This window comes from Rhizobium sp. TBD182 (assembly GCF_001950375.1).
Classification (GTDB): domain Bacteria; phylum Pseudomonadota; class Alphaproteobacteria; order Rhizobiales; family Rhizobiaceae; genus Agrobacterium; species Agrobacterium tumefaciens.
Genome location: NZ_BDLN01000003.1, coordinates 133,118 through 146,165 on the forward strand (window position 1 = coordinate 133,118; position 13,048 = coordinate 146,165).

The 13,048-nt window shown below is 59.6% G+C and carries 13 protein-coding genes; 3 read left to right on the top strand and 10 right to left on the bottom strand.

The genetic code is table 11. The features are described from left to right. Positions 1–30: 30 nt before the first annotated feature. On the bottom strand, positions 31–834 hold the full coding sequence (locus tag T18_RS12930) for a transporter substrate-binding domain-containing protein (protein ID WP_004431321.1): 804 nt from the start codon (positions 832–834) through the stop codon (positions 31–33). A gap of 296 nt (positions 835–1,130) precedes the next feature. On the opposite strand from T18_RS12930, the gene T18_RS12935 reads away from it, so the two are divergent. After that, positions 1,131–1,451 carry a hypothetical protein gene (locus T18_RS12935; RefSeq protein ID WP_004431319.1) on the top strand — a complete coding sequence of 107 codons (321 nt, stop codon included), beginning with the start codon at positions 1,131–1,133 and terminating at the stop codon, positions 1,449–1,451. 157 nt (positions 1,452–1,608) lie between these two features. Next, positions 1,609–2,631: a LacI family DNA-binding transcriptional regulator gene (locus T18_RS12940; protein ID WP_019566709.1), complete on the top strand. Its 1,023-nt coding sequence runs from the start codon at positions 1,609–1,611 to the stop codon at positions 2,629–2,631. A gap of 58 nt (positions 2,632–2,689) precedes the next feature. Here the strand turns inward: T18_RS12940 and T18_RS12945 are convergent, their stop codons facing one another. The 7 genes from T18_RS12945 to T18_RS12975 all read right to left on the bottom strand — a co-directional run bounded on the left by T18_RS12945 (position 2,690) and on the right by T18_RS12975 (position 9,715). Further along, the gene (locus T18_RS12945; RefSeq protein WP_025594919.1) at positions 2,690–3,718 is read right to left on the bottom strand and encodes a trans-3-hydroxy-L-proline dehydratase; all 1,029 of its coding nucleotides are present in this window, start codon (positions 3,716–3,718) and stop codon (positions 2,690–2,692) included. Between the two features lie 10 nt (positions 3,719–3,728). Beyond that, positions 3,729–5,438 carry an aconitase X gene (locus T18_RS12950; RefSeq protein ID WP_038495422.1) on the bottom strand — a complete coding sequence of 570 codons (1,710 nt, stop codon included), beginning with the start codon at positions 5,436–5,438 and terminating at the stop codon, positions 3,729–3,731. Between the two features lie 111 nt (positions 5,439–5,549). Continuing rightward, positions 5,550–6,791 carry an NAD(P)/FAD-dependent oxidoreductase gene (locus T18_RS12955; RefSeq protein ID WP_038495419.1) on the bottom strand — a complete coding sequence of 414 codons (1,242 nt, stop codon included), beginning with the start codon at positions 6,789–6,791 and terminating at the stop codon, positions 5,550–5,552. Beyond that, entirely contained in the window at positions 6,791–7,513 is a 723-nt protein-coding gene (locus tag T18_RS12960; RefSeq protein ID WP_019566705.1) for an amino acid ABC transporter ATP-binding protein, read from the bottom strand. Before T18_RS12960 ends, T18_RS12955 begins: the two co-directional genes overlap by 1 nt. Next, entirely contained in the window at positions 7,506–8,159 is a 654-nt protein-coding gene (locus T18_RS12965) for an amino acid ABC transporter permease (RefSeq protein ID WP_038495415.1), read from the bottom strand. Before T18_RS12965 ends, T18_RS12960 begins: the two co-directional genes overlap by 8 nt. 12 nt (positions 8,160–8,171) lie before the next feature. Next, complete coding sequence (locus T18_RS12970; RefSeq protein WP_019566704.1) at positions 8,172–8,837, bottom strand: amino acid ABC transporter permease; 666 nt, start codon at positions 8,835–8,837, stop codon at positions 8,172–8,174. A gap of 71 nt (positions 8,838–8,908) precedes the next feature. Further along, positions 8,909–9,715: a transporter substrate-binding domain-containing protein gene (locus T18_RS12975; protein WP_013761084.1), complete on the bottom strand. Its 807-nt coding sequence runs from the start codon at positions 9,713–9,715 to the stop codon at positions 8,909–8,911. Positions 9,716–10,041: 326 nt separating this feature from the next. On the opposite strand from T18_RS12975, the gene T18_RS12980 reads away from it, so the two are divergent. After that, the gene (locus T18_RS12980) at positions 10,042–11,079 is read left to right on the top strand and encodes an Ldh family oxidoreductase (RefSeq protein WP_038495411.1); all 1,038 of its coding nucleotides are present in this window, start codon (positions 10,042–10,044) and stop codon (positions 11,077–11,079) included. Positions 11,080–11,191: 112 nt separating this feature from the next. Here T18_RS12980 and T18_RS12985 read toward each other — a convergent pair whose 3' ends face one another. Together T18_RS12985 and T18_RS12990 are read right to left on the bottom strand one after the other, a co-directional pair. Next, positions 11,192–12,157 (bottom strand): dihydrodipicolinate synthase family protein, encoded by a 966-nt coding sequence (locus T18_RS12985; RefSeq protein WP_013761087.1) that lies wholly within the window; start codon positions 12,155–12,157, stop codon positions 11,192–11,194. Between the two features lie 108 nt (positions 12,158–12,265). Then, positions 12,266–12,964, bottom strand: a complete 699-nt coding sequence (locus T18_RS12990) for a GntR family transcriptional regulator (protein ID WP_004431295.1) — start codon at positions 12,962–12,964, stop codon at positions 12,266–12,268. Positions 12,965–13,048 lie beyond the last annotated feature (84 nt).

Here is a 13,048-nt window from a genome sequence, read left to right on the forward strand (position 1 = left end):
TTCTCCCGGCGGGCGCGTTGAATGGCTCAATCAGAAGCTAGGCAGTTGCGGCAGCGGACGGCCGGTCCACTTCACCGAGATGCGGTCGAGATCGCCCGACATCTTCATGAGATAGATGGAGGTGTTCAGCCACTGACGCAGCTCGAAATCCTCAATCTTCGTCGCCATGGAATTGCCTTGCTGGAAGAAGGTGAAACCGACCTGCAGACCGGCTTCCGGACGCTGCTTGATGATCGCCTCACCCACCGTGGACGGCAGGGCGACGGCATCCACCTGACCGGCAAGCAGAGCCTGGGCGCTGGTGGAATCGTCTTCGTAGACGACGATTTCGAGACCTTCGACATTGGCCTTGCGCAGCGCGGTTTCCTGCGAGGAACCGCGATTGACCGAAACGCGCTTGCCCTTGAGGCTGTCGAGATTTTCGAATTTCTGGTCCTTGCCGGAGATGATGTCCATGTTGAAGGCGCTGTAGGGCTGCGTGAACATGACGGTCTTGGCGCGTTCACCGGTCGGTGCGAGCGTCGCGACAAGGAAATCGACCTTGCCGGTCTGGAGCGCCGGAATGCGGGCCGGCGGCGTCAGCGGCACCAGTTCGACCGGCAGCGACAGGTAAGAGCCGATCAGATTGGCGACATCAACGTCATATCCGGAAGGATTGCCCTTCTCGTCCACCATACCCATCGGCGGCGCGCCGGTGAGAACGCCGATCTTGACCTTGCCGCGCGCGGTGATCTCGCTGAGCGAGACGGCATGGGCCGAGGTGGTGGCGGCTAGCGTTGCTGCGGCAACACCGACTGCGACGGTCATGTTCTTCAAGAATCTGGAAATGCTCATGGTTTCTCCTCCAACCCTTTATTTGCCGTCCGCACGGGAACAGCGGCCTTTGCGCAAACCGAAAAATGTTCTCGATAACATTTCAACCCGATTTGCAAAAAACTCCTCCCAAGAAGACGCGAAGATCCAAAACTGTTAGAATTCCCCATGAAATTCAATGATTTTGGCTGGTTATCGATTTTCCTCTGGTCGACACCATTTCGCGTTCTTGGCAGGATCAATAATGCATGTTATCGGTATCATTGCAAGTCCGATCTACAGAACTGTTGCATCGGGCATTCATTCGGGAGGGAACCATGTATACACGCTCGGCAATTTTTGAAGGCAAGATCCACGCCGGTCGGGAGGAGGAGTTTTTCCGCATTGTCGAGGAAAAGCTTCTGCCGGTCTGGAAACGCATGCCGAACGCGCAGGCCGTGCGCGTCATGCGCACCGAGCGTACGGACCCGGACGCGGCGGCCATCATTATGGTGCAGGAAATCGACTATCCGTCGATTGAGGCTGTGGAAGAAGCGCTGGTTTCGCCGGTCAGACTGGAAGGCCGGGTGCTGACGGACGAGATGATGAGCATGTGCGACGGGCGTTTCTATCACCTCGTCTACCGTCGCATCGCATAAATCCGGTGCACGCCGCACCGATCTGCAATCATGCGGCGTGCTTTCCCTTGATATCTTCGTGTATGTCTTGTCCTGAACCGGTTCTAATTCAGGGAGACATGCTTTGGTGGAGCGCACGCCCTTGGCCGCAGCGTTAGTCACGTCAAAAAAAGCAACCATGAGCGACGTCTCGAAACTCGCGGGCGTCTCCAAGATGACCGTTTCGCGGGTGCTGGCCGATCCGGCGCTGGTGTCTGAGGACACGCGCCAGAAGGTGATGAAGGCTATCGAGAAGCTTGGCTATGTGCCTGACCGGATCGCCGGTTCGCTGTCTTCCCGACGCACCAATTTCATCACCGCCATCCTGCCGACGCTCACCAACTCCAACTTCGCCGACAGCGCACAGGGGCTCGCCAACGCGCTACGCGCCGCCGACTATCAACTGCTGATCGGCTATACCATGTACGATCTCCAGGAGGAGGAGCGCGTCATCCGCACCATGATGGAGCGCCGGCCAGACGCCATAGTCGTTGCCGGAACGGTGCATACCAAGATGGCGAGCGAAGTTTTGATGCGCGCCGGCATCCCGATTGTCGAAATCTGGGACGTTCCCGAACATCCCATCGACCATGCGGTAGGCTTTTCCAACTACGAAGTGGGAAGAAACGCCGCCAAATATTTAATATCGCTTGGATTTAAGAGAATTGGCGCACTGGGATCGCGTGCGGATGGCGATGTAAAGGACTGGCGCGGCGAAAGCCGCCTGCTCGGTTTTGGTGCTGCACTTCGCGAAGCCGGCATTGCCGACGACCTCATCATCCGCGAGGGCAGCGCCCCAGTCTCCTACGACCATGGGGCCAAAACGCTCGGCTCGTTGCTGGCGAAGGCGCCGGATGTCGAAGGCATTTTCGCGGTCTCCGATATTTCCGCCGTCGGCGCACTGATGGAGTGTCATCGTCGCGGCATTCGCGTTCCCGAACAGATTTCCATCCTCGGCTTCGGCGATTTCGACATCGGCCGGCAATGTTATCCGGCGATTTCAACGATCCGTGTAGACGCCCAGATGATCGGCCGCAAAGCGGGCGAATTGCTGCTTTCCATATTGGAAGCGGAAAAAGGCGCTGCCGTTCCCGAAGGTGCGCGGGTGGATGTCGGGTTCGAGTTGATCGTCAGGGAGACAACGAAGCGGGTGGGCGGGTGAGGTCCCTCCCTCATCCCTGTGCTGGTCACAGGGATGAGGGAAGTACGGTGTATCGTCCTTATCGAGCGCCCCAAGTGTCCGTCAGACGATATCCTTCCGGCCATGGATCGGAAGGATCGAGCATGTGCTGGTGAATGCCGGTGATCCAGCCGCGGCCGGAAATTTCCGGCAGGATGGCCGGGCGGTCGCCCACCGTTGTCGTTCCCAGAATGCGACCGGTAAAGGTGGAGCCGATGAGCGACACGGCCGTCAGCGTCTGGCCTTCTTTCATCTCACCGCGTGCATGCAGCACCGCCATGCGGGCCGAAAGCGCCGTACCGGTCGGTGAGCGATCCACCTTGCCCGGCTGGATGGCAACGGCGGCACCTGCCCGCAGGCCCTCAGCGGTGCGCTCTACCTTGCCCGCAAACAGGCAGAAGGAAAAATGACGCCAATCCGGGTTTTCGGGATGCTCGAAACCCAGAGCCTTGTTGGCCGCATTGGTGATGCGCACGCCGAGACGGGCAATCTCATGCGCTTCGTCCGGCTTCAGGCTGAAGCCCATCGCCTCGGCGTCGACGATGACGAAACTGTCGCCGCCATAGGCCGTATCCACCTTCAACGTACCGAGACCCTCGACCTCAAGCTCTACATCGAGCTTCGCGGCAAAGCTCGGCAGGTTCTGCACGAAAATGCGTTCGGCCTTGCCATTGCGGCATTCGGCACGCACCTTCACAAGCCCGCCCGGCGCTTCAAGCAGCATATGGGTTTCTGGCTCCTGCATTGGCACGATACCGCCATCCAGAAGCACGGTGGAAACGCAGATGGAGTTGGAGCCCGACATGGGCGGGGTATCTTCCGGCTCCATGATAATGAAGGCGGCATCCGCGTCAGGATGTTTTGGCGGCACCAGAAGATTGACGTGGCGGAACACGCCACCGCGCGGCTCGTTGAGCACGAAATTGCGCAGGGTCTCATCGCGGGCGATGAAACGGCTCTGTTCCCAGATCGTCTCGCCCGGCGGCGGCCTCACGCCGCCCACGATCACATCACCCACCTCGCCTTCCGCATGGGCGGAGATGACGTGAACTGTCTTGATACTGCGCATTTAGTGCTCCTCAGGAAAGCCAGGATGGAAGACGGGAAATAGCACGGCCGGTCAGTGCGCTTTCAACACAGTCGGCAAGGCTGCCGAAACGCACCGCGCGGCCGCTGAGGCCAGGACCGTAGTGGGCGTACTTGCCCGAATTGGTCATCAGCGCGCGCGTCCTGGTCGGAAAGACCGGTTCGGAAATCGAGCACCAGCACAGATCAGGCAGTACCTGGACGCCACTGTCATGCAGGCTTCGCAGGGTGCCGTCCCGTTCTGCTGCGTCGATGACCTGCTGTCCGGCAGTGACGATGACGGCAACATTTGCATGACGCCTGCGTCCGTTGAAGGCGGACGCCAGCGCGCGGCATTCCTCCAGCGAGGCATGCGGGCTGCCGATGGCAACCAGTTGCACATCCTCTGGTCCCTCATTCAGAAGCGACCAGCCTGCGGCCATATCAGCAAGCGAAACTGTGACGGTTTCCGCCGTCTCGACCGGCTCCAGTCGCGCTTCCGGGGTGACGCCCTCGATATGCAGCATGGGAGCCGCAGACGTGGTGCCGAAAGCGGCGCAGAGCGCCTTCAGATCATCCCGCGAAGGCTTTGCTGCGCCAAGACCGCGCAGAAGCGGAATGCAATCGGGGGCTGTCTTGCCAGCGAGATAACCGATGAGCGGCCAGAAGGCGTCATTGATATCCTCAGGCAAAGCGACATCGACAATGCGTTGCGGTCGGCGGTTTTCCTCAAGATAGACGCCGGACAATGGCGCCCTGCCCGTCAAGGCAATGCAGAGATCGAGAAAATCCGGATGTTTGGCCGTGCGTGCGCCGAGAACCGTATTTGCGAAAATCACGGCATTCGATTCGGCCCAGGCGATCATGTCGCCGGCCTGCGGCGCGCTGTCGAGCAGATATGGCGAACAGGTAAAGGTGGGGCGACAGCCCATGCGTACATAGGCATCTGCCAGCCTTGCGGCGGGATCGCCGAAATCCTCCGGCACGCCCTGCGCGCGCCAATGCGCCTTGTCCACCGAGATGGCGTTCATGGTCGTCGGCACGCGCACGCTTGCGCCCATCTCCGCCATCTTCTCTGCAAAGGTGAGATTGGCGGGGCTGGCATAGATGCAGCCGTCAATATGACCCTGCGTGACATCGACGAGCGCTGACGCCCCCTGCTGGGCGGCCATGGCGACAATGATGCGCATGGCCTGCTGCACGGCAATGCCGTCGCGGCCCTCGACCATTGCCCTGTCGTCATTCTTGAGATCGAGATGCGTCGTCGCAGGCGGCGCGATCGCGAGGGAAACGCCATCAGCCTCAATGGTATTTTTATCGATACGCACATGAGAGGCTTGAGAGAACCGCGCGAAATTCTCCGCGTCCAGGCGCAGCACCGGCATGGGCTTGCAAAACATTTCCGAAGCGATCAGTGCGCCTAGCGTTAGCACGTCTTCGGCCTCGCAGAAGACAAGCGCTGAGGGTGCGCGGCCCGTCAGGATGAGATCGAGCAAAACGCCAGAACCGGTGCAGGAGCCACGGCTTGACGGCATGAACAGCACACCGCCGGTGAGACAGACGCCGTGCAGCGGGTGGTGCACATCAATCACCTTGCCTGTGGCGGGATCGACACCGCCCCAGAAACTCAGCGCCTCAGTCGTGGCGATCACCACGCCTTCAGCCGCGCCCGGCAGGATGCTGCGCGCCTGAGGAACGGCTGTTGTCGAACCGGAAGAAGACATCGAAAATCTCCCCAAAAGCATTTCCAGTAAAAGTGCGTAGCGGTTTTACGTCTGGAAAATGCGTAAAAAAAACTAGAGAATTTTTGCGTTTCGGAGAAAAGCCAAAATTCTCTAGAAACGTTGTGGCGAAAATGCCCTTGTATCGATGGCGGGTTTTTGCCCCGTCAGTAGATCGGCGACGATGCGGGCCGTGCCGGCCGATTGCGTCAGCCCCAGATGGCCGTGACCGAAAGCATAGACCACCCGCGCCGTGTGGCGCGCCGCACCAATCGCCGGCAGGCTGTCGGGCAGCGACGGGCGAAAACCCATCCATTGCTTGCCGCCTTCGGTTTTCAGGCCTGGCAGAAAACTTGCCGCCTTGGCGAGAAGCGCCTCGGAGCGGGCGAAATTGGCCGGAAGCTCGAGCCCGCCCAGCTCCACTGCACCGCCGACGCGAATGCCGGTCGAAAGCCGCGTGACAACGAAACCATGACCGCCGAAGGTCACCTGCGTGCGCAGATCGAAGGCGCCTGAAGGCAGGGTGGTATTATACCCCCGTTCCGTTTCCAGCGGAATTTTTTCCCCAAGCGAACGGGCAATGCGATGCGAAAACGCGCCCGCCGCCAATACCACCTTGCCGGCCTTGCGAGTGCGCCCGTCATGGCTCACCACTTCCACACCGTCTTCCAGCGGCCTGAGCGCTGCGATGTCGAGACGTTCGATACGACCGCCGATGCTGCGGAAATGCTCGGCAAGAGCCAGCGTATAGAGCTTCGGGTCGGCGATGGAATGCCAGCCGGGCGTGAAGGTGCCGCAGGTGAAACGCGGTGCGATGCCGGGCTGTATCTCGGCCATCTGCTCGGCATTGAGGTGCCGGAACTCGATGCCATGACGCTCGCGCGCCTTCCAGCCGGCAAGCGAGCCTTCGAATTCGGCTTCGCTTTCATAGACCTGGAGATTGCCCTCCTTGCGCAGCATGGCAATCGTGTCGGTTCTCCTGAGAAACGGCTCAAGTTCAGATTTCGACAGGTCCATCAGCGCCGTCTGGGCGGTGGTGGAATGTTCAACCTTCGAGGCGGCACAGGCGCGCCAGAACCGGAACATCCATGGTGCAATCTTCAGCGCATAGGCAGGCGGTACGCTGAGAGGCCCGAGCGGGTCGAGAAGCCACTTCGGCGCTTTCCAGAGAATGCCGGGGGATGCGAGCGGCAGGATATCGGTGAAGGCGAAGGCACCGGCGTTACCGGCGGAAGCGCCGGCCGCCGGGCCTTCGCGATCGATAACCGTGACCGAAAGGCCGCGTCCCTGCGCGGCAATAGCTGCCGAGAGGCCGACAACGCCGGCCCCTATGACGATGACATTGTTTGCAGACATTACCGCACGCTCGACAGGAATTTCTGCGTCTCGGGGTGCTGCGGCGCGCCGAAAAGCCGATCCGGCGTGCCGATTTCCGCCATCACGCCCTGATGGAAAAAGGCGACACGGTTCGACACATCGCGGGCGAAGGCCATTTCATGGGTGACGCAGATCATCGTCATGCCCTCGTCGGCCAGCATTTTCAGCGTATCGAGCACTTCGCCCACCAGCATCGGATCGAGCGCTGAGGTGACTTCGTCGAACAGCATATATTCCGGCGACATGGCAAGAGCGCGGGCAATCGCCATACGCTGTTGCTGACCGCCAGACATGCGGTTCGGATAGACCTTCAGCTTTTCAGCAAGACCGACATGGGTCAGTTGCTTGACCGCGATTTCCTCGGCCTGCTCTTTCGAAATGCCAAGCACCTTGCGCGGCGCCAGCATGACGTTTTCGAGTACCGTCAGATGCGGAAAGGCGTTCCATTGCTGGAAGACGATGCCGACCTTGCGACGCAGCTTGTTGAGGTCGGTCGATTTGGCATGCACCTCGGTGCCGTCGATGACGATCTTGCCGCTATCGATCGGCTCCAGGCCGTTGATGCAGGTCAGCAGCGTCGACTTGCCGGAGCCGGAACCACCGATGATAGTGACGACCTCGCCGTTGTTGACGGTCAGGTTGATCCCTTTCAGAACCTCCAGCGGGCCGAAGGATTTGCGGACGTTTTCGATCTCAATCATTGGGGGACCACCGTCTTTCGAGATACCCGCCGAAACGGGCGATGGGGAAGCTGATAAGGAAATAGATGGCGCCGCAGATCATGAGAATGGTCAGCGGTTCCTGCAGGCGCGTGACGAGGATCTGCGAGGCACGCAGAAGCTCGATAAGTCCGAGCCACAGCACGAGCGCCGAATCCTTCATGACGCCGAGTGTCAGGCCGATCCAGGCGGGCAACGACACGCGAGTTGCAAGCGGCAGCACGATGTAGCACATGTCCTGCGACCAGGTCATGCCGAGCGAACGGCAGGCGCGGCGCGTGTTCGACGGCACCGCTTCGATGCCGCCACGCACGATCTCGGTGCAGTAGGCCGCCGTATAAAGCGACAGAACCACGCATGAGGTGGTGAATGGCGGCCAGCCGAGCTTGGCGATCGACTGGAAGGCATTGCCAAGCACCAGTTGGATGAGGAGCGGCACGGAGCGGAAAACATCCAGCACGAAGGTCAGCGGCAGCGACCAATAGGCCCCGAGCTGGAAGCGGATGACACCGAAGATGATACCCATGAGGGTGCCAGCCGTCACGGCAACGGCGGTGACGGCAAGCGTCATCCCCGCGCCCTTGGCAAGGAAGGCAAGATCACTCCAGGTGAGAGCGGTTTCAAACATGGCGCACCTCTCTCAGTAACGAAACAGACGAGCGGCCAGCAATCTGGCGGCAAGCGTGACGATCTTGGCGATCACGTAATAGATGACCGCGGCAAGCGCGAAGAATTCGAAGGTGCGGAACGAACGGGCGTTCAAGGCCTGCGTGACACCGGCGAGATCCGTATTCATGCCGACGGTGACACCGAGCGAGGTCATCAGGATTGCCCAGACCATCTGGTTGGTGGCAGGCAGGAAGGCGACGCGCAGCATCTGCGGCATGATGATGAGGCGGAAGGTCTGCATCGACGTCATGCCGAGCGAACGGCCGGAGCGCGTTTGCGTATCCGGTATCGCCTTCAGCGCTCCACGGAAGTTCTCCGCAAGATAGCCCGCATTGTTGAAGGCGATGCCGGCCAGAAGCGCCGTATAGGGGCTGAGATGAATGCCGAAATTGCCAAGGCCGAAATGGGCCATGTAAATCTGGAACAGCGCCGGCGTGTTGCGGGCGATTTCCACCCAGACGGCGGCAATGGCACCCAATATCCGGTTACCGGAAAGCCGGAACAGGGTCAGCACGATGGCGCAGGAAAGACCGATCACCATCGACAGGATCGCGATCTGCAGCGTCACCACCGCACCGTCCAGCAGCTGCGGCAAAGCCTTCAGCGCCTGATTCCAGTGGAATGTATAATTGAACATAACCGTCTCACCTTTTCAGAAACGATCAACGGCGCGATCGATCCGACCGCGCCGTTTGGGAAAAGTTCCGATCAGCGATAGACGCCGTTGACGGTGAGCGAAGGAACTTCGCCGCCAACCCATTTTCCGTAGAGTTCGGCGTAACGGCCGGTGCGAACCTGCTGGTTGATGAACAGGTTCAGGTAATTGATGAAGCCATATTCATCGCGGTTGGTGAAGAGAGCGACATAATCGATGTCATAAGGTGCCTTGCCGACCACCGAGATGCCGGCAAATTTGCCGGTCTTAACGTTGGCCTGTGCAACGGTCGAGGTTGAAACGGTGGCGTCGATCTGACCCTGGCTGAGCGCGAGGAACACATCAGCCTGCGTCTGGTAAGGACGGAACTCGCCCACGCCCCATTCCTTGACGGTCTTTTCGAGCGCAATGGCTTCGAACGTACCGGCAGTCGCGCCGACGGTCTTGCCCTTCATGTCCTCAAAGGACTTGACGCCAGATTTGTCGTTGGCGGTGACAGCCATTTCGAAGGCGAAGTAAGGCACGGTCATGCCAACCGTCTTGGCGCGCTCAAGCGTGTCGGACGTGGAGGCAACGCCAACATCGACGCGGCCGGACATCAGCGCCGGTATACGTTCCGGGAAAGGTGTCTCGACGATTTCAGCCGTGACGCCGAGCGCCTTTGCGAGATCGTTGCAATAATCGACATCGAAGCCGATCGGGTTGTTGGCGTCATCACGCGCGCCCATGGGCGGGAAGTCGAGCACGACCGCACAGCGCAGCGTACCGGACGAAATGATGTCGTCAAGCTTGTCGGCCTTGGCCGGAGTAATAGCGAAAGTGGCGGCCAGCAGGCCGGCGACGATGACCGATTTTTTCATTGTTGATTTGCTCCCAGAATTGCTCTGCCATTGAAGGCGAGGTCACTATTTCCCCATGGAGGCGATAAATCAACATAAAAATACAATGAGTATACAAAAAGAATTTTTGCAGCAGCGAACAGTGCTACGGGAGCGAGCTTGCAATTCGGGACCGAAGAGCACGTGAAAATGGCGCCCTGGTTGGGCAAGTCTGCCCTACTCTCATCCCGGCGCTTGTGGCAGGAATGGGCACCGGACGCAGAATGCCGAAAAGACGAGTTGCAATAGAATGACCGTTGTATACTTTATGTATTCAAAATGTGCGAGCCCAATATCGGAGGATTATGATGAGCGACAACACCACATTGACCATCGACGGGCTTTTTCAGCGGGTCGAAGCGATTTTCCGCAAGGCGGGGCTCAATGCCGTGCAGGCGGGAGCGCTTGCGCGGGTTATTGTTGCCGGTGAGCGTGACGCCTGCAAATCGCACGGTATCTACCGCATCGAAGGCGCCCTGCGCACCGTCAAGGCAGGCAAGGTTAAGCCCGATGCGATGCCGGAGGTGGCCGAAGACGACGGCACAGCGATCGTGAAAGTCAACGCCAATGGCGGTTTTGCCAACCCCGCCTTCGAGCTTGGCCTGCCTGTTCTGGTGGAGCGGGCGAAACGCACCGGCATCGCCGCGCTCGTCATCAATGACTGTACGCATTTCTCGGCGCTCTGGCCGGAAGTCGAGGGGCTGACAGCGAACGGTCTAGCGGGTCTGGTCATGTGCCCGAGCTATTCCACCGTCGCTCCCACTGGCGGAACCAAGCCGCTGCTCGGCACCAACCCCTTCGCCTTCGGTTGGCCCCGTAAGAACACTTCACCCTATGTCTTTGATTTCGCAACATCTGTTGCGGCGCGCGGCGAGATAGAACTGCACCGTCGCGCGGGCAAATCTTTGCCTGAAGGCTGGGCCGTGGATGCCGACGGAAACCCGACGACCGACCCGGAGGCTGCGCTTGCCGGCGCCATGCTTCCGTTCGGCGGCCACAAGGGTTCGGCCATCGGCACCATGATCGAGCTTCTCGCGGGTATCATGATCGGTGACCTGACCAGCCCCGAAGTACTGGAGTATCTCGGCACCACAACGCTTGCACCCTTCCATGGCGAGCTTATCGTCGCCTTTTCCCCGGAAGCCTTCGCCAAGGGCCGTCCGGGCGATCCTTTCCAGCGGGCGGAAATCCTGTTCGACGCCATTACCGGCCAGGGAGCCCGCCTGCCCTCCGGCCGCCGCTTCACTGCACGCGCCAAATCGGAAAGCGAAGGCATTACCTTGACCGCCGCCGAAATCGCCGGTCTCGACCGGCTGCTGGAACAGGGGATGGACGCCGTCTCCTGACATCAGTCCTTCGTCATGCCGAACCCAATCAGGCATGACGAAGGATATCTATCGAACCTCATAAAACGAAAAAAGGCCCGCAAATGCGGGCCTTTTTCACTGCAGAAAGTAATCAGGCAGCCTTGCAGGCCTGAACCGCACCCGGAAGCTTGCTCCAGTCGGCGTACCAGCTGTTGAACAGCTTGAACTGCGCCTCGACATAACCGCGCTGGCTGTCGCTGAGGGCATCGGTCTCGTTAAAGTGCAGCGTATATTCCTTGTCGCCCTTCAGCACCATCATGTGCTTGAAGTAGAGAACCAGATCCGGGCCTTCATCGAAGGAGGAGAGGACGGCGAGCGCCTGCTCCAGTTCCAGCGCGCGGGCGCGGGCGTCCGCATCGCCCTTGGCGGCGGCCTGCGACAGCTTGCAGAGATGGATGACTTCCTTCGGCAGAACATTGCCGATGCCCGTGATCGCGCCGGTTGCGCCGCAATTGACGAAGCCGTGGACAACGGCAGTATCGACGCCGATCATCAGGGTGACTTCATCATCGCGGCTGGTGATGTTTTCAGCAGCGTAACGCATATCCGCCGGACCACCGAATTCCTTGAAGCCCACGAGGTTCTTGTGTTCCGCACGCAGCGCGAAGAAGAGATCGGCGCGGGTGGCGAAACCGTAATAGGGGCTGTTGTAGATGACAGCGGGCGTTTCGGGAGCGGCCGCAAGGATGGCCTTGAAATGCGCCTTCTGGGCAGCGATGACCGAGCCGCGCGAAAGAACACGCGGAATGACCATCAGGCCCTTTGCGCCAACCTTCTGGGCATGGGCGGCGTGCGCAACGGCAGATGCCGTGTTGACCGCGCCGGTGCCGACGATGACCGGAATGCCGGCTTTCACCAGACGTTCCACGCCTTCCATGCGCTGCTCATCGGAAAGAAGCGGCCAGTCGCCCATGGAACCGCAATACACGACGGCAGACATGCCATCGGCGATCAGCTCTTTGCCCTTGCGGACAAGCGCGTCGAAATCGGGGGTGCGATCATCTTTGCAGGGGGTCATCAAGGCGGGAATCACGCCGGAAAAAATGCTGGCCGTCATTACTAGCTCCTAAGGGACAGTTTTTCGGGAATGGACGCACCTCCGCGCCACCCTTTCAACAAGGACATTACAATCTTGTATTTTATTTGTCGACAAGAAATCGACAAGCTACAGATTTATTTCCAGCCGCTCATTGCGCACCAGTAGTTTCTGCACCTGCTGCACGATCTGTTCGGCATGCTCGCGGGCCAGTTTCTCGGACAGAACAGTGTCGCGCGCGGCGATCGCCGCTATGATCGCATCGTGATCGTCGACGAAACGTTTCGGCAGGCGATCATCATAGGACTGGTAATACAGCCGCAAGATGCGCCGTCCCTCATCCAGCAGACGCTTGAACAGACTGGTGAAATAGGGGTTGCGCCCGGCTTCGGCGATGGAAAGGTGCAGGGCCGCATTGGTGGAAATCATCGCCAGCGCGTCTTGCTCTTCCACCGCAATGGCAAATTCCGCATTATGGGCGCGGATGCCGGCCAGATCTTCCGGACGGTGATATTGGGCAGCAAGCTGGGTCGTCACCCGGTACATCAGCACCAGCGCATCGAAATAGGTATGCATATTGAGGAAATCGATGTTCGACACCATGGTCGAACGGTTCGGCAGCGTATCGATCAGCCCCTCGCCCGAGAGCCGCACCAGCGCTTCGCGAATGGGCGTGCGCGACATCTTGAACCGCTCGGCAAGCTGCACCTCATCGATTGGACTACCCGGTGGCAGAACCAGATCGAGAATCTCGTCGCGCAGCAGATCGTAGACCATCTTCACGCCGGAGCCACGCTTACGCTCGGCAGAAGCAATTATATCCGTCATAACCAAATCCCTCTTGTCGACATAAAGAGTACTATTATATTTTTTCCATATCAACGCCGCGTTGCAGCACCTGCCCCTCGAATG

Excerpts from the sequence above, each read along its gene's own strand:
- T18_RS12930 (WP_004431321.1), bottom strand. The coding sequence starts at position 834 with ATGAGCATTTCCAGATTCTTGAAGAACATGACCGTCGCAGTCGGTGTT.
- T18_RS12935 (WP_004431319.1), top strand. The coding sequence starts at position 1,131 with ATGTATACACGCTCGGCAATTTTTGAAGGCAAGATCCACGCCGGTCGG.
- T18_RS12940 (WP_019566709.1), top strand. The coding sequence starts at position 1,609 with ATGAGCGACGTCTCGAAACTCGCGGGCGTCTCCAAGATGACCGTTTCG.
- T18_RS12945 (WP_025594919.1), bottom strand. The coding sequence starts at position 3,718 with ATGCGCAGTATCAAGACAGTTCACGTCATCTCCGCCCATGCGGAAGGC.
- T18_RS12950 (WP_038495422.1), bottom strand. The coding sequence starts at position 5,438 with ATGTCTTCTTCCGGTTCGACAACAGCCGTTCCTCAGGCGCGCAGCATC.
- T18_RS12955 (WP_038495419.1), bottom strand. The coding sequence starts at position 6,791 with ATGTCTGCAAACAATGTCATCGTCATAGGGGCCGGCGTTGTCGGCCTC.
- T18_RS12960 (WP_019566705.1), bottom strand. The coding sequence starts at position 7,513 with ATGATTGAGATCGAAAACGTCCGCAAATCCTTCGGCCCGCTGGAGGTT.
- T18_RS12965 (WP_038495415.1), bottom strand. The coding sequence starts at position 8,159 with ATGTTTGAAACCGCTCTCACCTGGAGTGATCTTGCCTTCCTTGCCAAG.
- T18_RS12970 (WP_019566704.1), bottom strand. The coding sequence starts at position 8,837 with ATGTTCAATTATACATTCCACTGGAATCAGGCGCTGAAGGCTTTGCCG.
- T18_RS12975 (WP_013761084.1), bottom strand. The coding sequence starts at position 9,715 with ATGAAAAAATCGGTCATCGTCGCCGGCCTGCTGGCCGCCACTTTCGCT.
- T18_RS12980 (WP_038495411.1), top strand. The coding sequence starts at position 10,042 with ATGAGCGACAACACCACATTGACCATCGACGGGCTTTTTCAGCGGGTC.
- T18_RS12985 (WP_013761087.1), bottom strand. The coding sequence starts at position 12,157 with ATGACGGCCAGCATTTTTTCCGGCGTGATTCCCGCCTTGATGACCCCC.
- T18_RS12990 (WP_004431295.1), bottom strand. The coding sequence starts at position 12,964 with ATGACGGATATAATTGCTTCTGCCGAGCGTAAGCGTGGCTCCGGCGTG.